General features: G+C 46.5%; 26 protein-coding genes. 16 read left to right on the top strand and 10 right to left on the bottom strand.

Annotated features, from left to right (window positions below):
• Nucleotides 1-15: 15 nt before the first annotated feature.
• Both AAC052_RS03885 and AAC052_RS03880 read right to left on the bottom strand, forming a co-directional pair.
• Nucleotides 16-528 carry a DUF350 domain-containing protein gene (locus tag AAC052_RS03885; protein WP_317491582.1) on the bottom strand — a complete coding sequence of 171 codons (513 nt, stop codon included), beginning with the start codon at nt 526-528 and terminating at the stop codon, nt 16-18.
• Nucleotides 518-1,324, bottom strand: coding sequence for a hypothetical protein (locus AAC052_RS03880; RefSeq protein WP_339811083.1), 807 nt, complete (start codon nt 1,322-1,324; stop codon nt 518-520). The genes AAC052_RS03885 and AAC052_RS03880 overlap by 11 nt, the downstream gene beginning before the upstream one ends.
• A 162-nt stretch (nt 1,325-1,486) precedes the next feature.
• Here AAC052_RS03880 and AAC052_RS03875 point away from each other — a divergent pair, with 162 nt between their 5' ends.
• The 3 genes from AAC052_RS03875 to AAC052_RS03865 all read left to right on the top strand — a co-directional run bounded on the left by AAC052_RS03875 (nt 1,487) and on the right by AAC052_RS03865 (nt 4,161).
• A complete protein-coding gene (locus tag AAC052_RS03875; protein ID WP_339811080.1) occupies nt 1,487-3,232 on the top strand; it encodes a serine hydrolase domain-containing protein in 1,746 nt (581 codons plus the stop codon).
• A complete protein-coding gene (locus AAC052_RS03870; protein ID WP_339811079.1) occupies nt 3,233-3,583 on the top strand; it encodes a DoxX family protein in 351 nt (116 codons plus the stop codon).
• A gap of 83 nt (nt 3,584-3,666) precedes the next feature.
• Nucleotides 3,667-4,161: a GNAT family N-acetyltransferase gene (locus AAC052_RS03865; protein WP_152000024.1), complete on the top strand. Its 495-nt coding sequence runs from the start codon at nt 3,667-3,669 to the stop codon at nt 4,159-4,161.
• A gap of 26 nt (nt 4,162-4,187) precedes the next feature.
• Here AAC052_RS03865 and AAC052_RS03860 read toward each other — a convergent pair whose 3' ends face one another.
• The 3 genes from AAC052_RS03860 to AAC052_RS03850 form a co-directional block, all read right to left on the bottom strand.
• Nucleotides 4,188-4,913, bottom strand: a complete 726-nt coding sequence (locus AAC052_RS03860; protein WP_339811077.1) for a hypothetical protein — start codon at nt 4,911-4,913, stop codon at nt 4,188-4,190.
• Nucleotides 4,914-5,138: 225 nt separating this feature from the next.
• Complete coding sequence (locus AAC052_RS03855) at nt 5,139-5,642, bottom strand: hypothetical protein (RefSeq protein ID WP_317491588.1); 504 nt, start codon at nt 5,640-5,642, stop codon at nt 5,139-5,141.
• 25 nt (nt 5,643-5,667) lie between these two features.
• On the bottom strand, nt 5,668-6,333 hold the full coding sequence (locus tag AAC052_RS03850; RefSeq protein ID WP_339811075.1) for a c-type cytochrome: 666 nt from the start codon (nt 6,331-6,333) through the stop codon (nt 5,668-5,670).
• Between the two features lie 197 nt (nt 6,334-6,530).
• On the opposite strand from AAC052_RS03850, the gene AAC052_RS03845 reads away from it, so the two are divergent.
• Both AAC052_RS03845 and AAC052_RS03840 read left to right on the top strand, forming a co-directional pair.
• The gene (locus AAC052_RS03845; protein WP_339811072.1) at nt 6,531-7,544 is read left to right on the top strand and encodes an AraC family transcriptional regulator; all 1,014 of its coding nucleotides are present in this window, start codon (nt 6,531-6,533) and stop codon (nt 7,542-7,544) included.
• 221 nt (nt 7,545-7,765) lie between these two features.
• A complete protein-coding gene (locus AAC052_RS03840) occupies nt 7,766-8,629 on the top strand; it encodes an RNA polymerase sigma factor RpoD/SigA (RefSeq protein ID WP_152000029.1) in 864 nt (287 codons plus the stop codon).
• Nucleotides 8,630-8,709: 80 nt separating this feature from the next.
• Here the strand turns inward: AAC052_RS03840 and AAC052_RS03835 are convergent, their stop codons facing one another.
• The 5 genes from AAC052_RS03835 to AAC052_RS03815 form a co-directional block, all read right to left on the bottom strand.
• Nucleotides 8,710-9,105: a DUF3037 domain-containing protein gene (locus AAC052_RS03835; protein ID WP_317491591.1), complete on the bottom strand. Its 396-nt coding sequence runs from the start codon at nt 9,103-9,105 to the stop codon at nt 8,710-8,712.
• Complete coding sequence (locus AAC052_RS03830; RefSeq protein WP_339811069.1) at nt 9,083-9,874, bottom strand: HipA family kinase; 792 nt, start codon at nt 9,872-9,874, stop codon at nt 9,083-9,085. Before AAC052_RS03830 ends, AAC052_RS03835 begins: the two co-directional genes overlap by 23 nt.
• Before the next feature lie 158 nt (nt 9,875-10,032).
• Nucleotides 10,033-10,428, bottom strand: coding sequence for a hypothetical protein (locus AAC052_RS03825; protein WP_317491593.1), 396 nt, complete (start codon nt 10,426-10,428; stop codon nt 10,033-10,035).
• 165 nt (nt 10,429-10,593) lie between these two features.
• Complete coding sequence (locus tag AAC052_RS03820; protein WP_152000033.1) at nt 10,594-10,779, bottom strand: general stress protein CsbD; 186 nt, start codon at nt 10,777-10,779, stop codon at nt 10,594-10,596.
• Between the two features lie 106 nt (nt 10,780-10,885).
• Nucleotides 10,886-12,574: an FAD-dependent oxidoreductase gene (locus AAC052_RS03815; RefSeq protein WP_339811067.1), complete on the bottom strand. Its 1,689-nt coding sequence runs from the start codon at nt 12,572-12,574 to the stop codon at nt 10,886-10,888.
• A gap of 596 nt (nt 12,575-13,170) precedes the next feature.
• Here AAC052_RS03815 and AAC052_RS03810 point away from each other — a divergent pair.
• The 11 genes from AAC052_RS03810 to AAC052_RS03760 are packed head-to-tail and all read left to right on the top strand — an operon-like array spanning nt 13,171 to nt 22,934.
• The gene (locus AAC052_RS03810; protein ID WP_317491595.1) at nt 13,171-13,521 is read left to right on the top strand and encodes an NADH-quinone oxidoreductase subunit A; all 351 of its coding nucleotides are present in this window, start codon (nt 13,171-13,173) and stop codon (nt 13,519-13,521) included.
• Nucleotides 13,512-14,126 (top strand): NADH-quinone oxidoreductase subunit B, encoded by a 615-nt coding sequence (locus AAC052_RS03805; protein ID WP_339811065.1) that lies wholly within the window; start codon nt 13,512-13,514, stop codon nt 14,124-14,126. The genes AAC052_RS03810 and AAC052_RS03805 overlap by 10 nt, the downstream gene beginning before the upstream one ends.
• Entirely contained in the window at nt 14,123-14,578 is a 456-nt protein-coding gene (locus AAC052_RS03800) for an NADH-quinone oxidoreductase subunit C (protein ID WP_317491596.1), read from the top strand. The genes AAC052_RS03805 and AAC052_RS03800 overlap by 4 nt, the downstream gene beginning before the upstream one ends.
• Nucleotides 14,579-14,581: 3 nt before the next feature.
• Nucleotides 14,582-15,703, top strand: a complete 1,122-nt coding sequence (locus tag AAC052_RS03795) for an NADH-quinone oxidoreductase subunit D (RefSeq protein ID WP_339811064.1) — start codon at nt 14,582-14,584, stop codon at nt 15,701-15,703.
• 11 nt (nt 15,704-15,714) lie between these two features.
• Nucleotides 15,715-16,791, top strand: coding sequence for an NADH-quinone oxidoreductase subunit NuoH (gene nuoH / locus AAC052_RS03790; RefSeq protein ID WP_339811063.1), 1,077 nt, complete (start codon nt 15,715-15,717; stop codon nt 16,789-16,791).
• Complete coding sequence (locus tag AAC052_RS03785) at nt 16,779-17,276, top strand: 4Fe-4S binding protein (RefSeq protein WP_339811062.1); 498 nt, start codon at nt 16,779-16,781, stop codon at nt 17,274-17,276. The genes nuoH and AAC052_RS03785 overlap by 13 nt, the downstream gene beginning before the upstream one ends.
• On the top strand, nt 17,273-17,782 hold the full coding sequence (locus tag AAC052_RS03780; protein ID WP_339811061.1) for an NADH-quinone oxidoreductase subunit J: 510 nt from the start codon (nt 17,273-17,275) through the stop codon (nt 17,780-17,782). Before AAC052_RS03785 ends, AAC052_RS03780 begins: the two co-directional genes overlap by 4 nt.
• Nucleotides 17,779-18,102 carry an NADH-quinone oxidoreductase subunit NuoK gene (gene nuoK, locus AAC052_RS03775; RefSeq protein ID WP_317491601.1) on the top strand — a complete coding sequence of 108 codons (324 nt, stop codon included), beginning with the start codon at nt 17,779-17,781 and terminating at the stop codon, nt 18,100-18,102. The genes AAC052_RS03780 and nuoK overlap by 4 nt, the downstream gene beginning before the upstream one ends.
• 5 nt (nt 18,103-18,107) lie before the next feature.
• Nucleotides 18,108-20,018 carry an NADH-quinone oxidoreductase subunit L gene (gene nuoL / locus AAC052_RS03770; RefSeq protein ID WP_339811059.1) on the top strand — a complete coding sequence of 637 codons (1,911 nt, stop codon included), beginning with the start codon at nt 18,108-18,110 and terminating at the stop codon, nt 20,016-20,018.
• A 9-nt stretch (nt 20,019-20,027) separates the two neighbouring features.
• The gene (locus AAC052_RS03765; protein WP_339811058.1) at nt 20,028-21,521 is read left to right on the top strand and encodes an NADH-quinone oxidoreductase subunit M; all 1,494 of its coding nucleotides are present in this window, start codon (nt 20,028-20,030) and stop codon (nt 21,519-21,521) included.
• Between the two features lie 3 nt (nt 21,522-21,524).
• A complete protein-coding gene (locus tag AAC052_RS03760; protein WP_339811055.1) occupies nt 21,525-22,934 on the top strand; it encodes an NADH-quinone oxidoreductase subunit N in 1,410 nt (469 codons plus the stop codon).
• Nucleotides 22,935-22,957: the final 23 nt, after the last annotated feature.

Below are 22,957 nucleotides of genomic sequence, written 5' to 3'. Positions count from 1 at the left end.
AGTTTAAGTGTTCAGTTATTTCGGAGGTAATTGAGGGTAGGGAATGATGGACTCTATCAAAAGCCCTACACCACTTTTGGTAAGCAAGGTAAGGGTTATGATGATACTACCAATGATGATGGCAATGCCTACATTGTTTTTTCTTATTTCTTCAAATTCATCGATAGGAGTGAGCCGGGCATACAGGGAGGTGCTCAGCAGCGCTATCACAATGGAAGCGCAGTAGGCAATGGCAATGTAAACAGCGCCCTGCCCAATATACCTCAAGGCCAACACATAGCTGGCAGCGTCCTGATTTAGAAGCCTGAACGAGGAAATAAGTGGCTGAATTACCTCATTGATCATAAAACCAACCGAAAACATGATGCTGGCAGTGAAAATACTGTAGGCCAGGTTGCTTTCGGAGATCTTATAATACCTTCTACCCACCCATTGCAATATTTTGTAGGTAATGGCAAGGATGAAGATGCCGATAGTAACGGCCGACACTATTTCGATGAGCCCAAGTATGGCGATGTTATAGTTCATTCACTAATGCGATTTCCCAGTAATCAATGTTTTGCATATCAGGCGGTAGCATGCCAACAGGCCAGCCCTTAGCGGTTGTTTCCCAAAAATAGTAGTTTTTTCTACCTAAAGTAATGTGATCGCCTGAAGACGGGATATTGAGCGCCAGCATGGCGTGCCTGTATTCATAGCTCACCACAATCATTGGGTCAAAGTTGAGTTTGCGAAGCAAAGAAAAGAGCAACACCGCTCTGGTGTCACAATCACCAGACAGGGTATGCAAAAACTCATAAGGTGACAGGATGCCAAATTTGGCCAATGCCACACAAGGATGTTTCGTTGCGTCTGCTTCGGAACAGTCTCCTGAACTAATAAAATGGTAGGGAATATCCTGCACAAATGATACTGTCAACTCTGCCAGCGAAGCAGCGTCGAGGCTGTCAAGCAACGCAGTTTGCAGAAGACTGTCGGCCATAAAGCTTACCCATTCATCGTTTTCTTCCACTAGCTGCCTGTAAACACTTCCCCAATAAGCTCCATATTCATTGTTTGACGGATTGATAAGATTCCTTTTTTTCCGGCTCTGGTTTGCAAGGTCTTCGTAACTGCGGTAATGAGTGCAATAGGAGGCTCGGTAGTCAATCAAATCCCAGTTTCGGTAATGGATCCTGTCCGAAGTCAAAGAATCAAACTCCGTGTAATCCTCGCATAAATCGACCTCATAGCCCATCTCTGAATGCTTGAGCCCGTCTATGAGTATGTTGATGATCCAGAAGAGCAGAAAAAAGAGCCCTATTAACCTCACTGCAACCTTCATCGCTTATTCGGCTTTAAGCTTACATGTGTCCTTGACTTCATTTTCATCAATAGGTGGCCTCAGCCCTGGACTTAACAGTTTAATTGGGGTAGCAATAAGCTGATTTTTCACCTAAAATCGATACATTCATTAAAAATACAAATAACCCGGCCTTACAATAATATGAAGAAATATAACTACCTGCTGCTGGCGGCGTCTTTGGCGTTCGGCTGTGAGCGGTCAGGCACCACTCTGCTGATAACGGAGGGGTCTGATTTGTCTGTTTCGTCTCCTTTTGAATCAAAATTAGCAAAAGGGGCCACTGATACATTCAGGGTTCACCTTGAAAAAGGTGCGCTTGCCAGTGGGTTTGCGGACCAGGTGTCTGTAGATGTGGTAGTGAAAGTATTTGGCCCCGAAGGTCAACTGTTACGTGAATTTGACAGCCCGGCCAGGGGCCCCGAACCATTTCAATTTACAAGTGAAGGCGGCGTCTACCAAATAGTTGTTACGCCGTTTCAGGAGGGCGAGGGTGACTACGTGATGATGCTGGACAGGGTAGAAGCAGTGGCTACCACAAAGGAAGGTAAAATCGATCAGCTCATGAGGTTTGCCATGGGCGCTGGCGAGACCGTTCCCGGAGCGACCGTTGCAGTAGTCAAGGATGGAAAAGTAGTTTTTAGTAAAGGTTATGGCTTTGCCAATCTCGAATATGATATAAGAAATTCGTCAACCACTATTTTTCATGTGGCGTCAGTTTCCAAACAGTTCACAGGGTTCGCCATCGCTATGCTGGCCGACCAGGGCAAGGTGTCGATGGACGACGACATCAGAAAGTACCTGCCAGAAATGCACGACTTCGGCAAAAAGATCACACTCAGTCACCTGGTACACCACACCAGCGGGCTGAGGGATCAATGGAGCTTGCTGGCGCTTGCAGGCTGGAGGTTGGATGATGTAATCACCAGAGAGCAGGTGCTGAGACTGATTTTTAACCAGAAGGAACTCAACTTTGAGCCGGGTGAGGAAATGCTGTATTGCAACACGGGTTTTACACTGCTGGCGGAGATTGTGTCGAGGGTTACGGGGCAGTCATTTGCTGAGTGGACAAAGGCCAATATGTTTGATCCGCTGGGAATGAAGAATACGCTGTTTTACGACGACCATGAGAAGATTGTGAGGGGACGAGCCTACTCATATTACAAAAATGACCAGGGAGAGCTAAAGAAATCGGTTCTCAGCTATGCCAACGTGGGTGCCACCAGTCTGTTTACTACTGTAGAAGACCTGGCACTTTGGGCAGTCAATTTTGAAAATGTTAGTGTAGGTAACGACAACATTATGAAAATGATGGATGAGCGTTATATCCTCAACAAAGGCGACACCATGAGCTATGGGTTCGGGCAGGGAATAGGGAGCTACAAGGGGCTGGTCAACAAAACGCACGGTGGCGCTGATGCAGGTTACCGAACATTTATCAATCGGTTTCCTGAGCAGCGCTTTTCCGTGATTGTTTTCAGCAACCTGGCGTCATTCAATCCCGGCAATATTGCCTATCAAATTGCAGACATCTACCTCGCTGATCAGCTAACAGAGGTACCTCCTAAACCATCGGAGGCTCCTCCGGCTGGGGATGACCAACCAAAAGAAGCCTTCGAGACATCTTCGGTAGTCCTGTCGGAATATACAGGCCGGTTCTACAGTCCTGAGCTTGAAACAGCCTACACCCTTGAGGTAGTCAACGATACGCTTGTAGCTCACCATCAACGGCACGATGATATTAAACTGACCATTAAGCAAAAAGATGGGTTTTCATCATCAGCCTGGTGGACTGGAAACATCGATTTTACCAGGAACAGCAGCAATGCAATTTATGGCTTCAAAGTGAACGCCGGCAGGGTAAGAAAGGTGGCTTTTGAAAAGCAGTAAATGGAAACGCAATGGCATTTGTACGTGATGGCCGTGCTTTATATTTTGGCGGGCATTAATCATTTTATCAACCCAACATTTTATCTCCGCATTATTCCGCCTGTTTTGAAATACAAGCAGTTGATCAATAGCATAAGCGGAGCCGCTGAGATCTTACTAGGCATATTACTGCTGACTTCTTACAGACCGATGGCTGCCATTGGTGTTATCGCTCTTTTGATCGCTATCTTTCCCGCCAATGTGTATCATCTTATGCAGAAAGGAGCCGGAATGAAGGTGCCCATTTGGGGGCTGTGGCTGAGGCTTCCGGCACAGGGTCTGTTGATTTGGTGGGCATGGCAGTACGTCTGAATTTGGTAACAAAAAATATTATGAACTCCATGGTAAAAAGCTGCTTTACTTTCCATTAATTTTGCAGCAGTTTTAATAACAATATGGAAACAGAATCCAGCCTGCTGGTTGAAGTAAAAACACCTGATTTACAGGAGTTTAAGGAAGTAACAAACACCCCTCAAGTTCTTTTCGACATACTTCCTGACGATTGGCAGGAATGTATAGTGCCGTTCTGGGCCCAATACGCTGCTACAGCCCGTGTGTTTTGCCTGCTAAGTGATGAAAAAGTGCTGGGAGGAGGCATAGTATTCAGCACAATTCCGCCAGATACACTCGATGAAAAAATGGCTCAAGCGCTTTTTGACAAAGGCCTGCTTTATATTGGGTTTTTGTGGATTTCGGAAGAGATGAGGGGATGCAACCTTGGCTCTAAATGGATTGAGCAGGCAAGAAAGGTTTTTGACGGCAAGCCGTTCTGGCTCACAATAGATGATTACAGGTTAACCTCCTTTTACAAGAGAAATGGATTTCAGCTGATCGGTGAGGTTTCGAAAGATGACTCTATCGAATGGGTAATGGCTGACACAGAAGTCTAACGTATCGGTGATTGTTTTAAGGAGGTCTACTTTAGACTGTTGTAGTAGGCTGCCAGTTTTCTCAAATCTTCCTTCTTCCGGGAGATTCTCTCTTTTTTCACAAATTGCCTCATCTCATCCTGATGGTCAGGTAAGCTTTCAACCAGCGCTTTCACCTTTGATATCTTGAACACCTCGCCCTTGTCGAGCTGGTAGTAATACTCGAACCCGAGCTTGAGGTAGGTGGGGAGCGTTGGCGCACTTTCCATGGCTTTAGGAGCTTGCCCTGGTCTCAGTCGCACCACCTGTTTCATCATCACATTCAACCTTCCCGTGTCAATTACCTCAAAGAAGCCGAGGTTGTACTTGTTTGCCTCAATAAACTCTCCCAATATGAACAAGTGTTCACCCACCGAGATCATGTCGATACTTAAAACAGGCTCCATCAGATAGGTGAAGTCTCCTCGCTTAAATTCCATTTGGTCGGCGTACATATTGTATCGCATGGGCACCGGATTTGTTTTTCGATCCTTTTCTATAAAGACAATGCCGTCTTTAAATTCGTCGTCCATATACGGAGAGCCCTCGTAATCTTCACCCTTGTTGGCTCCGGTAATTGCTTTTGAGTAATTGATGTAGTCCTGATAGTCTACTACATTCCTGTCCTTGTAGGACACTATTTGGGCATTCATCACCCCAGTGGAAAGCAGCAGTAGAAAGCTAACCATAGCGAGCTTCCTGACGTGGGGACTATATCCAGGGACTGACTTCATAGCAGTAGGTATTCGGTGTAAAAAGGGATAAACATCTATGGTAAAGATAAAAAAACAGCGATCGGCATAAAATCATTTTCTGAAAACCTAAGCAGCATCGCCGCTGCCGCCAGAAAAATTTGACTGGGCAGAGGAAAAATTGTCGGGAGCACATCTGTTAGCAATGATAAAAAGGGCTCAAAAGGAGCCCTTTTACTATATTAGCACAACATTTAAACAAAAAAATCAAATCAGGTTAATGTATTGTGTCGTTTTCCACTCGCCACTGAGTATCATCACTTTCTCCACCAAAAGTTTGTAATTTTTCTGTCCGGATAAAAACTCGATAACAAGCGAACTTGTGCCATCGGCCCGGGGAGATTCCGCTTCGTAAGCGCCGACAAATATTACTTCGGACCACTCAATGCCAAGCTCACAGCCGGCATAGAACGTTCTTAAATAGGCCGACTCAATCTCAGGCTTTATTCTCTTTTGGTAAACTTTGGCAAAGTCTTTTTTTGCCACGTCGAGAAACACACTGTAAGCATCTGAATTGGCCATCATTAGACCATGGAGTTCTTCCAGTGATGGAAACAGGTGATAATACTCTTTGATGGATTTGTTCTGAAAAGTGACCAGTATTTGTCTGCCCAGGTTTTCAGCGGCTGTGCCTTTCTCTTCTTCAGGCGAATGAGCCGTTGCAAAATGTACTCCGAGTAACAAAGTTGAAAAAATAGCTAACGCTTTCATTTGGTATTTGGTTAAAAAACAAACTCTAATTCTTCAGGCTGACAGCTACGATGTCCTGCGGGGCGATCGGTGCCGGAACTGCATTTGCAACGGGCCTTATGGATTGCAGGTAAGCGAATATGTCTTTCAAATCCTGATCCGTCATTTGCTGGTACATCTGCCAGGGCATTGGCGGTAGCAGGTCACGTGCTCTTTCTAATCCCTTCGACTTACCTTTTCTGATGGCAGTTTCGAATTGCTCGTAGGTCCAACGACCAGTTCCGGTGGCATCGTCGGGGGTTAGGTTCGCAGAGAACGAAATGCCCCATGGGCCAACAGCGGCTGTGAGACCTTGAGAAAACAGTATCCAATCTTGCTGCATTGGTATGCTGGCAATCCCTTCGCTTGCCGGATGACCTGATAAAAGACGAGTGGTATCCAGTGCAGGTCCTTGTGGAGTCATTACCTTAGGCGTATGGCAATCGTGGCAAGCGCTGGTGTTAACAAGGTATTCGCCACGTAGTATGGCTTCCCTTTTCATCACGTCCGGCGATACTGGCTTCTCGCTTACATTGGCCGACGGGGAGCAGGCGCACATAGCTGCGGCTAAAGCCACAAAGTTTGCGATCTGAAGGATTCCTGAGTGCAGCGCCTTTATACGCTTGTTTTTTGCATTCACATTGTTTGATCGAAAATTGTCGAGCATTTTCATTGTTGAATTATTGATGGTTTGGCGGGTTTTACGAAACTATTGACGGGCCGGCCTACGTGAAAAAGAGAGAATAGTACGTGAAAACACTTTCCTTCTATTCGCATCTGTTAGCATGTTTCTTTTCAGATTTGAAACTTATGGGCGGTGTTTTTCGTGGAAGAGCTTTGTTGCTGGCCTGATGGTCGGTATTTTTTAATATGAGTGACTACATTACCCTTGACTCACCCAATGTCCCGATATTGAGGCATGGGGAGAGCAACACAATTCCCTATGGAGTTTTTATCAAGTCTCCTGCTGAACCGAATACGCTACCGGATTCGGAACTTGCATCTTTCAAATCGAGAGACATGTACCTTCCAAATTTCTCCATTAGGGAGGTCGAAGGGATATTCTCAAGGGATGTCGTGCTTAAAAATCTCCGAAGTGAGGGAGCGGATCTTCCCGGAAGCTGCCTTTTGATGAAGGCTGATGTAAAGACATATCTGAAAGGATCGAGCCAGTTCATAGCCACTAAGCAGTCTTCTCAAAACTTCAAATTTGATCCTAACAACGAATACCGTCATCATATAGCTGCAAACAGCGAGCTTCATTATGTTCACGTGTCGTATGCACCGGAATACCTGGATAGCTTTTTGCCGCAAAACGAGCCCTGGGCTGACTGGGTGAGGGAAAAGATAGCCAAAAAAGAAAGGGTTTTTGGTAAAGAGTATCAGCCGCTCAGCCTTGCTCAGCTTAGAGCCATTCAAACCCTGACCGATTGTCCGTTGGTTGGGAGTTTGGGTGTAATGATGGTTGAGACTTCGGTAACCCAGATTATTTTGCTTCAGTTACACGCTCTTTTCGGCGAAGAGTACAAAATGACTGATAAGAACCCAACACATAGAAGGGATCAGGAGTTGGTGCATGCTCTCAAGCAATATCTGCGGGACAACTATCTCGAGGATCATTCCATTGCTGGCCTCGCCAGGCAGTTTGCAACTAATGGCAATAAACTTATGTCGGTGTTCAGGGCCGTGGAAGGAAAAAGCATCTTTGAGTACATCAGCGACCTGAGAATGCAACATGCGGTGCATCTTCTGCAGGACGAAGACGTAAAAGTTTTGCAGGTTGCACGAACCCTCGGTTACAAAAATCCTAACCATTTTTCTACGGCTTTCAAAAGGATTTATGGCGTTGTGCCTACTGAATTCAGGTATAAACCAACATACTAACGGCTATTTTCCGGCAATTTTGGCTTCTGAAGATGTTTTTTTATCCTATCGTGCCAAATGAAGAACTTTTTAACACCAAATGTCATTTTACTATCGCAGCAAACTTTAGTTGTTGCTCTCTGAAAGGCAGAAAGAACATCTTTATTTCATCTAATTGCCTCAGAAAGAGAAACGTTCTCAAAATTAAAGGTTACCTTTGTCTTCACATTTAAAAAGCTTGGATGAGACAACTCAAAATAAGTAAACAGATTACCAACAGGGAGAGTCAGTCTCTCGACAAGTATTTACAAGAAATTGGAAAAGTAGACCTCATCACCGCAGATGAGGAAGTGATCTTAGCCCAAAAGATCAGAGAAGGAGATCAAATAGCACTTGAAAAACTAACAAAAGCCAATTTGCGCTTCGTTGTTTCGGTAGCTAAACAATATCAAACAGGCAGCCTTAGCCTTGGAGACCTTATCAGTGAGGGCAATGTTGGTCTGATCAAAGCGGCTCAACGTTTTGATGAAACCCGTGGTTTCAAATTCATCTCGTACGCTGTTTGGTGGATTCGCCAGTCTATTATGCAGGCGTTGGCCGAGCAGTCAAGAATTGTGCGTTTGCCTTTGAACAGGGTAGGGTCTTTGAACAAAATATCGAAGGCATTTTCTGACCTGGAGCAAAAGTTTCAGCGTGAGCCTACGGCTGAGGAGTTGGCCGAAGTGCTTGATGTCAGTTTGAGCGAAGTGCTTGCAACACAGAAAGTGTCAGGCCGTCAGGTAAGTATTGATGCACCATTTGTGAGTGGTGAAGAAAACGGCTTGCTTGATGTGATGGTGGACGAAAATGAAGAAAGACCTGATGCCGGCCTAATGGTGGCTTCTTTGCAAAAAGAAATTCAGCGTTGTTTATCAACGCTTACTGCCAGAGAAGCTGAGGTAGTATCGTTCTACTATGGTATTAACGGTGAGCAGCGCATGACCCTGGAGGAAATTGGAGACAAGTTCAACCTCACTCGTGAAAGAGTTCGCCAGATCAAGGAAACTGCTACCCGCAGGCTCCGTAGTGGCACCAGAAGCAAAATATTGAAATCGTTCTTAGAGTAGTCTACGGAATAATTTCCGTGCAAAAATATAAGAAGCACTTACCCGGGAGGGTAGGTGCTTTTTTGTTGGAATCGGGGCTGTTAGGCCTCAGGTAGCTTCACCAGCTCTTCAAACAACCTGTCAAGCGTCTCCCCAGCATTCACACACAACCCAGGGTGTACTTTGGAGGTCTGGAGCACTGTGCTTCTTGCTGCTGTCAGCCAGCGAAAACGCTCGGTTATTCCGAGCTGCCCAATCGGGCCCGCTTCTTTCCCTCCCTGGCAAATCTTCTCAAAGGAGTCTGCATACACCTTCAGTTCGTTAAAATCTGTCTTTTGGCAAAGCCCGGCCAATCTCGACTCGTTCCAGTCAAATCGAGCCCGCAAGAACTTTTGCCCTGAGCACAACAGCACAACCCCCACGTTCAGAAACTCTTCACGCTCGACATGTGGCACCACACGAACGACGGCGTATTCAAATAGCTGTCTCTCTTGCATGTTTTGCTTCGTTGACGAAAAAAGAAGAGTTGGCTACCCGTGTAGTCAAAAATTGAATATAGGCGGCCCTGTGCTGTTCGGGGTTGTCGAACGGAGAGTCCTCCACCAGCCAGTCGTCGGGTATTAGGGCCACAATGGCTTTGATGGCCTGCTCAGTCAACACAGGTGCGAACTGTTTGTCGACAGCATCAAGCTCGCTGGCAATGGGAAGCAGTACGTGCTTTGAAATCAGCTGAAAAGGTTTTTTTGGCTTGTCCCAGTTGTCCCAGCTGTGATGGAAATACAGGGAGGCACCATGATCGATCAGCCAAAGCTCTTTGTGCCACCAGAGCATGTTGGTGTTGCGGGCCGTGCGGTCGACGTTCATCAGCAGGCTGTCGAGCCACACTATCTGAGACGCCAGCAAAGGCGATAGCTTAGTCGCCACCGGGTCATAGGTGATTGAGCCAGACAGATAATGCAGCCCGAGGTTAATACCGACGCTGGCCTTCAGCAGATCCTGTATTTCTTCGTCACCTTCAATACGGCCAAAGGCAATATCTAGGTCTGCAAAAACAATTTCCGGCACTCTGAACCCTAATAGCCTGGCAATTTCGCCACCAATAAGCTCTGCTATCAGTGCTTTCTTGCCCTGGCCGGCTCCTTTGAATTTCAGTACATATAGAAATTCATCATCAGCCTCAACAATGGCAGGCAGTGAACCACCTTCCCGGAGAGGGGTGACGTAGCGGGTAACGCTAACAGTACGAATTTCAGCTGCGTGTGCCATCAATTGTTGTAAACCGTTGCGGCAAATGTAACACAACGCTGCCTGTTAATAAAAAGCAATCTTCGGGAAACGGAGTCGCCATAGGCCAAAAAAAAGGGGGAAACATGTCTTGTCGACATATTTCCCCACTAATATCATCAGCGCTGATCGCTTGCTGTTTAAGCTTCTTTTTCAGCAGTCTCTTCTACCTCTGTTTCTTCTTCAACAATTTCCTCGCCCCGGTTGATATGCAGCACGAAGTGTTTGTCCATAACGAATTCATAAGTAGCAGTGCTTACCAGATCATTGGCAGTTTTTGAAGACTGCAAAATCACCAGAAGGTCTTTTGCTACGATAGAAGTTCTAATGTCATTTTGGGCCTTTCCTTTGAATACATTCAAAGAGAAAGAATAACCACCCTTTTCCTTAGGGTTGATGATGGTAAATTCATGTTTAGACATCTTGTAGGTCTGTGGACCTTCTGCCGAGTCTATCATGTGCTTGAGAATTGCCGGTCTGTACTTGTTCCACAAATAAGTGTAAGTGTGGGAAACTTCAGAAGAATAATTGGCCATTGAACTATATTGATTATTTACAAATTGTTTTTCTATGAATATTTATTGCCGACGAGTTTATAACGGTAGTCGACTTATGTATCACCCTCAGTTCGGGGCTGATATGGATAGTCGTATTTTTTAGAGCAGATAATTACATGTTGTGGATTCTAAATAGGAACAAATCTAGTAACGCTGAAGTTCAGCGAATATGTGTTCCAGCTCTGCTCTGGTCTTTTTTAGCTTTTCTTCAAGCTTAACCAGCATACTTTCCCGGTCAGTATCAGCCAGGAAAAAGTCGCTGTCATTGAGGTCAGGAAATCTCCATTTCAACATTACCTTTTGCTCTCTCCAGCTTCTAACGATCTCCATATGCTGCAAGGTAAGCATATTTGGGGAATATTTGTTGTTATTTGGATTTTACATTCTAGAGTTGTAGGTTTTCCTCGTTTTCTTCAGCACGAGTGGTGTTCCATTTTCAAGACACGGGTGACACTTCTTCCACCTGCTTTACCTCGCCAACTATCGTCTTCCATGCGGTAAATCCCCCGGCTACATTGTAAACTTTTTTGCAGTTGTGGTGAAGTAATATTAAAGAAGCCATATAGCCCCTTAATCCTTTCGCACAGTAAACATAGGTGGGCCTATCAAGATCAATTTCATTGATTCTCAGTCGCAACTCGTCAAGAGGAATGTTGATAGAGTGTTGAATATATCCTTCTTTATGAATCTCGGTAGGGTTTCTGACGTCAAGCAGTGTGTAGCTTGCGGGGGAGACAGACTGATTAAGAGCCCTGGCTGCCTCAACGACCGACACTTCTTGGTAACTGGCCCTCATCGAATTGCCTGCTACGAACCCAGCGACTACCACGGGGTCTTTGGCGGCCGAGAAGGGTGGCGCATAGGCCAGATCGAGGCGGGGTAGGTCATCAATGGTTAGTCGGGCATACAGGGCGGTGGCCAGCACATCAACCCGCTTGTCAACCCCATGCTCGCCGAACAGTTCTGCCCCGAGCAAAACGCCGGTTTCGGGGTCGTAGTGAATTTCTAGTAACAGGTCTTTTTGATCGGGAAAGAAACCAGGAGTGGAACCTGCGATAATTAAAGTTGATTTGAACGGGATGCCAGCCCTTTCGAGTGATTTGGGTCCCATGCCTGTTCGGGCAATGGCATAGTCAAATATTTTCATGATTGCCGTGCCATAGCCCCCCTCAAAGGTTACATTGCCCCCGGCTGCATTCGCACCAGCGGCCCGGCCTCCTTTGTTGGAATGAGTGCCCATGGGGTACCAGCTATGCTCACCCGTTATCATGTTGTTGATCGCTGCACAATCACCAGCCGCATAAATGTCTGGAATGGAGGTTTCCATATGCTTGTTCACCAGCAGTGCACCGTTGGGTAGATGCCTGGCGCCTTTTCGAACGAGCATTTGCGTATTAGGCTTAATGCTGATGCCTACCAAAAGGTAGTCTGTAAAGAGGCGGTTTCCGTTGCTAAGGATCAATTCATTTGTGGTGCGGTCAACTTCCACGACTGACACGCCAAGGCGGACATCAATGCCATTATCTTCCAGCACTTTCTTTGCAAGGTGGGCAAATTTCACGTCCCAGTTTGCCAATACCTGGTTTCCAAGCTCTATTACTGTCACTTTTTTGCCAGCATGAACAAGGTTTTCGGCGGTTTCCAAGCCTATGAGACCGGCACCTAGAATGGTGAAGTGATTTGCAGTGTCCATCACACCACTTTTCATCACCCTGTCAAAGTCTTCAAGTGTTTTGGCGTGGGCCCAGCTTTCAAAGCTCTCAATGTTTTTAATAGGAGGCAAAACCGCCTGGCCGCCAGTCGCAAATACAAGTTTGTCGTATTCATAGGCGCCCTTGTTGGTGTATACAATGCGGGCTTCCGGGTCAATATCTGTTACTGGCTCATCCAGATGAAGTTCTACTCCAAACCTCTTTTCAAGTAGCTCCGGTTGCACTACGATGAGCTTATCCCTGGTTTTTATTTTGCCAGAAAGAGCGTAGGGGATACCACAGGTCGCATAGCTCACATGTGATGTTTTTTCAAACATGATGATTTCTGCGTTTTCGTCTGTCCGTCGGGCCTTTGCTGCTGCTGAGGGGCCTGCGGAAAGACCGCCTACGATTACTATTCTAGTTCTTCTCATTTTTTGTCTCAATAAATGGATCGCAAATTTGCATAGGGCAAGGCTAGTGTACTGTGACAATTGTAACAGATGGGTTATGATATTTGTCAATTCCTGGTGGAGTACAGCTATGCAAATTGAAAGGAGGCGACTTTGTACCCCATTTGTTATTGTGATATATAATCGGTGGTTCTTCTAAAATTCAGCTTTCATGTCCTTCTTCTTTCCGCCCCGAGCTATTTCCTAATTCAGGCCTTGAATGTTCTCCGTATTCCTGGTGGCGGACAAATGATTTATAATAGGCACAAGGTTTTGCAGGTGGCGCAGATGAAGGAATATTCGAAAAGGTAAGCGATTGAGGACACCAACACTCAATTGATGGCATATGTAGACAAATTGTTGGATGTGCTGGCTCTTAGCTCAGCTTATGACAAAAGTCAGCCGGGAAGGGCATTTCAATCATGTTCACTCATTTTTTAATCGCCTTACTTTATCCCCATCAAATGAGCATCCTTAGCCACTCCGGAAAAGGCGCTTTTAATGTTGAAATAGTCATTTCCGGCCAGCAGACTAAAGTTGCGTTCATTGTTGAAATATAAAATGATGAAGCAATATTTATGGAAAGCTACCAACTCTTAACACTTTTTCTTACAGCCGCTCTTCTTGTCGGCGGTGCCATCACCTTCAGCTATTTCGTTGCTCCCTATAAACCGGGTGCTGTTAAATCAGAACCATACGAATGCGGGATTCCCACCGTGGGCCCCACCTGGATACAGTTTCACGTGGGTTATTACCTGTTTGCCATCATCTATTTGATCTTCGATGTGGAAACCGTTTTTCTCTACCCCTGGGCAGTGGTAATGAAAGAGGTGGGAATGAAGGCATTTGCGGAAATACTCATCTTTCTTACCATCCTGGGCCTGGGACTCCTTTATGCCTGGAAGAAAAAAGCACTGATATGGGAATAGACATCAAATCGATCCCTTATGAGGACTTCAATGACAATGAGGCCCTTGAGGAACTGACAAAAAGTGGCAGCAATGTGATGCTGACCACTATCGACTCTTTAATTAATTGGGGAAGATCTAATTCCGTGTGGCCACTTACATTTGCTACGAGCTGCTGCGGCATAGAAATGATGGCTACGGGTGCTCCACGGCATGATTTCGCCAGATTTGGCATTGAAGTCTACCGTGCCAGCCCACGCCAGGCGGATGTGATTGTGGTGGCAGGTACCATCGTGAGAAAGATGGCGCCTGTACTAAAGCGGCTCTACGACCAAATGGCCGACCCTAAGTACGTGATTGCGATGGGTGCCTGCGCCGTGTCTGGCGGGCCTTTTTATTATAATTCCTATTCGGTAGTGAGAGGCGTCGACCAGGTGATCCCTGTGGATGTATACATTCCCGGCTGCCCGCCAAGGCCGGAGGCGCTCCTGTACGGTGTGATGCAATTGCAGCGGAAGATTCAGGCCATCACCATGAAGCAGTCCAATGCACAGAGTGAGCCAGTGCTAAGGACCGAAAAGCCCAAAGAAGCGGATGTTCCACCTTCAGAAGAGCCAGCATCATGACAAGAGAAGCTATCACCGAATTTGCTACTGCCTTAGTTCCCGACCTGATTGCAGGCCCAAGTAAGCAGTTTCCGGAGTTTGTGGTGCCAGCGGAAAAAATGCATGCCTTCGCCGCCGCATTGAAAAACGAGCCAATATTGAAGATGGACTACCTTTTTTGCCTTACTGCGGCAGATCGTAAGGATGGCTTGCATGTGATCTATCATTTAACTTCTACTGAATTCCGGCATTCGGTGCTGGTGAAAGTAGTGCTGCCCGACAAAGAAAATCCCGAAGTAGCTACGGTGAGCGACCTGTGGAAGGCTGCGGAATATTACGAACGTGAGGTATTTGATTTGTTCGGAATCAAGTTCACTGATCACCCTGACATGAGAAGAATTTTTCTTGAAGATGACTGGGTAGGTTTTCCTTTGCGAAAAGATTACAAGGACGAATTCACGCTTGAACATTGAGCCATGGAAGAGACAATACTTGACTACGATCTGAAGGAAAAAGAGGAATACATCATTAACATGGGGCCTCAACACCCCAGCACGCATGGTGTGCTTCGGCTTGAGCTTTGCCTGCAGGGCGAAAAAGTAAAATACCTGATTCCGCACTGTGGCTATATACACAGAGGCATCGAGAAAATGAGCGAAAAGCTCTCTTACCCTCAGCTATTGCACCTGACCGATCGCATGGACTACCTCTCAGCCCATATCAACAATGAGGCTGTGTCGTTGTGTGTCGAAAATGCCATGGAGGTGGAAGTAAGTGATCGGGTGAAGTACATTCGTACGATCATGGCTGAGCTTAACCGTGTTGCCTCACACCAGCTGTGGTGGTCAGCTTTTGGGATGGATTTGGGGGCGCTTACCACCTTCTTTTACGGCTTGCGTGACAGGGAAAAGGTATTGGACATCTTTGAAGAAACTACCGGGTCCAGACTTATTCAAAGCTATATCATTCCCGGCGGACTCATGAACGACATCCACCCCAACTTTCAAAAGCGGGTGACCGAGTTCATTAAATATTTCAGAAAGAAACTACCTGAATACGATGAGTTGCTTACGGGCAATGTCATTTTCAGAGAGCGTACCAAGGGTATTGGCGTGCTTTCTAAGGCGGATGCGATCGGCTACGGTGTAACAGGCCCAAGTGGCCGGGCTTCTGGCTTTCATTGTGACATCAGGAAAATTGAGCCTTACAGCGCTTATAAATGGGTCAATTTCGAAGAGATTACTTATACGGAGGGTGATACCTATCATCGGTATCTGGTGCGCATGAAAGAGATGTGGGAATCACTCAGCATTATTGAGCAGCTGATCGACAACATCCCAGAGGGCGAGACGATGCTGGAACTGAAAGCCATCAAAGCCCCTAAGGGTGATTATTATCAACGGGTAGAGACTGCTCGTGGAGAGCTGGGCGTGTATATCATCAGTGATGGAGGGCCGCAGCCCGCCCGTATCAAGTACCGCTCGCCAAATTTCTCCAACCTGTTTGTATTAGACATGCTGTCGAGAGGGCATAAGATTGCGGATTTGGTGGCCATTAGCGGCTCATTGGATTTGATTATACCTGACATAGACCGATAAATGATAATTGTATGTATGACTTCACTTCTTTCGTCGACGCAATAAGCGGATATCTTCAGGCAACTTTCTCTGGGTTCTGGGCAGGTGTAGTCTCCATGCTTTTGCTTGGTATGGTTATTTTGATGTTTTATGCTTTTCTGGGCCTGTTCCTGGTGTATGCCGAGCGTAAAATTTGCGCCAGAATGCAAAACAGAATTGGCCCCAATAGGGTAGGTCCCATGGGCCTGTTCCAAACGATCGCCGACCTGATCAAATTGCTTTTGAAAGAGTTGATTTACATTCGAAATGCCGACTCCTTCCTGTTTAACATAGCACCATTCATTGTAATAGTAGCCTCCATTATGGCAATTGGCTCCATTCCTTTTGCTAAAGGACTACAGGCCATCGACTTAAACATCGGTGTGCTTTATATTCTGGCCATTTCCAGTATGGGAGTCATTGGGATATTGATCGCTGGCTGGGCTAGTAACAGTAAATACTCCGTGATAGGGGCGATGCGAAGTGGTGCTCAGGTCATCAGCTATGAGCTATCGGTAGGACTGGCTTTGCTCTGTATGATTGTGTTTGCCGGCTCTATGCAGCTGTCAGAAATTATCTCGTCACAGGAAGACGGCTGGTGGATTTTTAAAGGGCATATCCCTGCACTGATTGCGTTTGTGATTTACCTCATTGCGGGAACAGCGGAAACTAATAGAGGTCCATTTGACCTGGCAGAGGCCGAATCAGAGCTTACCGCTGGTTTTCATACAGAGTATTCGGGGATCAAATTTGCTTTCTTCTTCCTGGCTGAGTACATGAACATGTTCATCATTGCAGCCATAGCGACCACCATTTTCCTGGGTGGCTGGCTCCCTTTCCATCTTTACAACCTGGAGGGATTTAACCGGATCATGGATTTCGTTCCTCCGATCTTCTGGTTCTTTGGAAAGACTGCCTTTGTGGTCTACCTGATGATGTGGTTCAAATGGACTTTCCCCCGATTGCGCATCGATCAGTTGCTGACGCTTGAGTGGAAATACCTTTTGCCACTTAACCTGATGAACCTTCTTGTGATCGCCTTCTTAACCCTCATGCAATGGCACTTCTAAAAACATTCAAATCGATAGCCAATTACTTCCATGAGATTTATGATGGAGTGGCTTCCCTGCTCAGGGGGATGAAAGTGACTGGCAAATACATGGTCAGCCCGGGAGAGGTGGTGACGCAGCAGTACCCGGAAAACAGGGCTACCCTTCAGATGTTCGACAGCTTCAAAGGGGAGCTGGTGATGCCACACGACGAAAACAACCAAAACAAATGTACTGCGTGCAACAGCTGCGCCCGAAAATGCCCTAATGGATCGATTGAAGTTATTTCAGCCAGGGTAGAAGGGGAAGATGGCAGGTCGAAACGAGTGCTGGATAGGTATATCTACCATCTGGACATGTGTACCTTCTGTGGCTTGTGTGTGCAGGCCTGCGAGGAAGGAGCTATCGAATTTAGTCAAGAGTTCGAACATGCGGTTTTCAATAGAGACAACCTCGTAAAGCAACTAAACAAACCAGGATCAACCGCTAAACCCTCTTCAGAATGACCGGCCCTAAAATCATCTTCTTTATACTGGCTGCTTCCATCGTGGTGTTTTCTCTCGCATCCATTTTCGACAGAAGAATACTTCGTGCAGCTATTTATCTGCTTTTTGTGTTAGTGGCCATTGCAGGGCTGTTTTATATGATGAATTTCCAATTTCTGGCAGCCGTCCAGCTCATTCTGTATGCAGGCGGAATTGTGGTGCTCATCATCTTCTCCATTTTGCTTACCAGTCAGATCGATAGTAAGCTACAAGCTCCCAAATGGAGTCATTTACTGGCTGGGAGCGCCACGGCCATCGGCGGCATCGCCCTATCCCTGGTTACCTTTCTTCAGTTTGCTTTCATTCCATCCAATGCCACTCCCTTAGTGCCGGATATGAGAGTTATCGGTCTGCAATTGCTGGATACGGGAGAGCATGGCTATGCTTTGCCTTTTGAAGTCATTAGTATTTTGTTGCTGGCGGCCTTGGTTGGCACCATTTATATCGCACGAAAATCCCGGTCATGAACTTACAATCGGAAATACCATTGCAGTATATGCTTGTACTGAGCACGCTGGTCTTTTTTATAGGATTGGCAGGAGTGATCATGCGCAGAAACCTTATCACCATGCTGATGGGGGTAGAACTGATGCTGAATGCTGTCAATATCAATTTTGTGGCATTCAACCACTACTTATATCCTAACAGGCTGGAAGGGCACTTCTTTTCCCTGATAGTCATGGCTATAGCAGCCGCTGAAGCAGCAGTAGCCATTGCCCTGATTATCAACATCTACCGGAAATTTGCCACGGTCAATGTAGACGATGTCGACGAACTGAAATATTAAAAGCCATGAGCTACTCATTTACGCTACTCATTCTGATCCTTCCGCTGCTTACATTCCTGTTTCTGGGCTTAGCAGGGGAGCGTTTAAAGCCTATGGTGGCTGGAGTAATAGGAACCATCAACCTGCTGTTCATTACCTTAACATCCTATTTCACAGCCTTTCAATATTTCACTGGTAACGAAATAGATAAAGGCTATCATGCGATTCAGGCTTTTAATGTGCTGTGGCTTTCTTTTACCGATCAGCTGCAGATCCACCTTGGCATCATGCTCGATCCGCTGTCGGTAATGATGCTGGTGGTGATCACCACCGTATCTCTCATGGTGCACCTGTATAGCCTGGGCTATATGAAGGGCGAAAATGGTTTTCAGCGCTACTATGCGTTTCTGTCACTCTTTAGCTTTTCAATGCTGGGCCTGGTGGTAGCTAACAATATTTTCCAGATGTATATCTTCTGGGAGTTGGTTGGCGTGTCGTCTTACCTTTTGATAGGCTTCTATTACGAACGACCTACCGCCGTTGCTGCTTCTAAGAAGGCTTTTGTTGTCACCAGATTTGCCGATTTAGGCTTTCTACTAGGGATTTTACTGCTTTCGTTCTACTACGGTACTTTCGATTTTGCGTCACTCACCAGCCTTGATGGTCCGGTGATCGCTCAAACCGCCGGAGCAGTATTCATGGGCCTGTCTGTCACCACCTGGGCAATGCTCCTGATTTTTGTCGGTGCGGCCGGTAAGTCAGCCATGTTTCCGCTACATATTTGGCTGCCCGACGCCATGGAAGGCCCGACGCCTGTGTCAGCGCTGATACACGCTGCCACCATGGTAGTGGCAGGTGTTTACCTGGTCGCAAGGCTTTTTCCCATATATGCCTTTGCGGCGCCGGATGTGCTGGAGGTGATCATGTATGTGGGAAGTTTCACCTCACTTTTTGCTGCCATTATTGCCTGTACACAACTGGATATCAAAAGGGTATTGGCTTTTTCGACACTCTCTCAGATTGGCTATATGATGGTTGCGCTGGGCGTTTCAGGATATGGGGGAGAGGCCGGACTAGGCTATATGGCTTCCCTGTTCCATCTATTTACCCATGCGTTTTTTAAAGCACTGTTGTTCCTTGGTGCCGGCTCTGTGATTCACGCTGTTCACAGCAACCTGATGAACGACATGGGAGGGCTAAGAAAGTACATGCCTATCACTCATATTACTTTTCTGATAGCTTGCATCACTATCGCAGGACTTCCCCCTTTTTCTGGTTTTTTTAGCAAAGATGAAATACTGGTGGCCGCTTTTGAAGCCAATACGCTGGTGTTTGTTGTGCAATGGTTGGTAGCTGGCATTACCGCCTTTTATATGTTCAGGCTCTATTTCAATATTTTCTGGAACAGCCGGCCTGATTATCACCATGCTCCGCATGAGTCACCCTGGACGATGACCGTACCTTTGATGTTTCTGTCCACTGCTTCCGTTTTTGCCGGATATGTGCCGTTTCATGCCCTGGTGACCAGTGATGGCCTTCCATTTCATACTGAATTTCATTTGTTGGTGGCCATGCCTTCGATCGTCATTGCGCTATTGGGCATTGGGGCAGCAGCCTTTTTGTACCATAAAAAGAACGCAAGGCCAGAGAATATGGCAGTTAGGCTGAAGGGGATTTACAGGGCAGCCTATCATAAATTCTATGTAGACGAAGCATATCAGTTCATCACGCACAAAGTGATTTTCGCCCTTATTTCGGCTCCGGTAGCCTGGTTCGACCGGCATGTGATAGACGCTGGCATGAACCTCATTGGGAATACTACCGTGTCGCTTTCGGTGGCCATTAAGAAATTGCAATCAGGGCAAATGCAGCTGTATATCTGGTTTTTCGCCACCGGCGCCTTAGTTCTGACTTTCATTATGCTCTACTTAAAATAACAACCGATCATGAACCTACTGTTATTTTTGATCATCATTCCTTTTGTCACCATGGCGGGTATAGTGGTGGCAAAGGAACTATCGCAGGTACGCCTTGTCTCGGCCATTGGCATGAGTGCACAACTGATCTTTTCGTTTGTGCTGCTGTACCTGTTTTATCAGCAACGAAACGCAGGTAACACGGACCCAATGCTGTTCATGTCGACTACCGTTTGGTATGAGGCATTCAATATCCAATTGAAGTTTGGCGTCGATGGAATATCGGTAGCGATGATATTGCTGACCTCCATCATCACTTTTGCAGGTGTGTTTGTCTCGTGGCAGGTAGAGTATCTCAGAAAGGAGTTCTTTATTTCGTTGATACTGCTCGCTTCCGGGGTATTTGGGTTCTTTATCTCCCTGGATCTCTTCACGATGTTCCTCTTCTATGAATTGGCCGTAATTCCTATGTACCTGCTTATTGGTATTTGGGGCACTGGCCCAAAGGAATATTCTGCTATGAAACTTACCCTGATGCTGATGGGTGGATCGGCCGTGTTGATGGTAGGGCTGCTGGGCATCTATTTCAACTCGGCACCAGAAGGAGGGAAGCTTACTTTTGACCTGATGGAAATTGCGAAAAATGGCATCCCTGTTTCAGCGCAACTCTTTTTCTTTCCATTTGTGTTTATTGGCTTTGGCGTATTGGGAGCTCTTTTCCCCTTCCATACCTGGTCGCCTGATGGCCACGCCTCGGCGCCTACAGCGGTTTCTATGCTGCACGCCGGTGTACTCATGAAGCTTGGCGGCTATGGTTGTTTTAGAGTGGCCATGTACCTGATGCCTGATGGGTCGCATGCCTGGGCCTGGGTCTTTATCATCTTAACTTCCATCAGTGTTGTTTACGGGGCATTTGGCGCCATTCTCCAAAAGGATTTGAAATATATCAACGCCTATTCTTCGGTAAGCCACTGTGGGCTTGTGCTCTTTGCGCTGCTCATGATGAATGAAACTGCTATCACCGGTGCTTTTATGCAGATGATCTCCCATGGTTTGATGACGGCTCTTTTCTTTGCTTTGATAGGCATGATTTACGGGCGTACGCATACCCGGATGATCAATGAAATGGGGGGACTGATGAAGGTCATTCCTTTCCTGTCGGTGCTCTACGTAATTGCAGGTTTGGCGTCTCTTGGTTTGCCTGGGCTTAGTGGTTTTGTTGCTGAGATGACCATCTTCGTCGGCGCCTTCCAGCATGCCGATGTTTTTCACAGGGTCGCTACATTTTTGGTCACCTCTTCCATAGTCATTACAGCCGTATACATCCTTCGGGTAATAGGCACACTGCTCTTAGGGCCTATCAAAAACGATCACTTTCTGGAACTGAAAGATGCCATGTGGTTTGAGAAGGTTGGTGGGGTGGCCCTGCTGGTATCAATTGTTGTCATAGGTGTTACGCCATTTTGGCTCTCCAATCTTCTGCGGGAGACGCTGTCTTCCTTATTTCTAATTTTTAGCTATTAAGCCATGAACTGGGACATCATATACATCATGCGGCATGAAGTGCTACTAACGCTTCTTATTCTTCACCAGCTGATAGGAGACCTTTCTGAAACGGTTGACAGAAGAAGGCATGTGTTCATCACTGTTCTGCTATTCGCTGCATTCACAGTGGTGGGTTGGCTGCCTTCCAGGCCTTCTCTATTGTTCGGCAACATGTATGTCAGCGATGACCTGAGATTGTTGCTGAAAAACATCCTGAGTGTTTCTGCGTTGATCATTTTGCTGCAGTCAACAACCTGGTTGAATAACCCCTTGCACCAGAAAAAGGCCGGGGCCTTCTACCTGCTCATCTTTTCCACACTGATGGGCATGTTCTTTATGATTTCCGCCGGAGATTTCCTTATGCTCTATCTTGGACTGGAGCTGGCAACCATTCCACTTACTTTACTGGCGGCCTTCGATAAAGACTTCAGGAAGTCGGCCGAGGCTGGGGTGAAGCTTTTGATGTCCTCTGCCGTTTCATCTGCGGTGCTGCTGTTTGGTATTTCCATGATATACGGTGTGTACGGCACCTTGCATTTTTCCGAAATAGCAGGAGCTTACAATGAAAGTCCGCTCATGATACTGGGGCTTGTTTTCTTCTTGTCTGGTCTGGCATTTAAAATATCTCTGGTGCCCTTCCACCTCTGGACTGCCGACGTGTATGAAGGTGCTCCACTGGCCGTTACCACTTATTTTTCAGTTGTTTCTAAGGGAGCGGCAGTGTTTACCTTGATGCTGGTGCTTTATCAGGTGTTTGGAAGCCAGCCTGAAATATGGTCATCCGTTCTCTATTTTCTGGCCATAGCTACCATGCTGGTGGGTAACCTTTTTGCCTTGCGCCAGAAGAATATGAAGCGTTTTCTTGCCTTTTCTTCCATCACGCAGGCTGGATTTATGATGCTTGGCTTTTTAAATGCCGGCACCATAGGAATGACTACCATTGTGTATTTTATGCTGATTTATGGGCTTTCAAACCTGGCCGTGTTTGGCGTGCTTTCTATTATTATGAACGGAACCGACAAAGAGGGGATGGATGACCTGAATGGCTTGTATGCTACCAATCCTGGCTTAAGCCTGATCATGCTGGTCTCCTTGTTTTCGCTCGCTGGGATACCGCCCGTAGCAGGCTTCTTTGGTAAGTTCTTTCTTTTCACCGCTGCCGCCTCGGCAGGCATGTATTGGCTTGTGTTTTTTGCTGTCATCAATGCCACCATTTCACTTTACTACTACTTGCTAGTCGTGAAGGCCATGTTCATTAATAAAAACGAAACGCCTATTGCACGGCTTACCTCAACCTTTTATGAAAAACTGGCTTTGACGCTTTGTCTGGTTGGCGTGCTGGTGATAGGCTTTGCCAGCCCGGTGTTTGAGTATATCCGGTCTGTGATGTAGGCTGGGAGGCCTTATACCTCCGG

Source organism: uncultured Imperialibacter sp. (genome assembly GCF_963974565.1).
GTDB classification, from domain to species: domain Bacteria; phylum Bacteroidota; class Bacteroidia; order Cytophagales; family Cyclobacteriaceae; genus Imperialibacter; species Imperialibacter roseus.
This window is presented reverse-complemented; position numbering and strand designations above follow the sequence as displayed.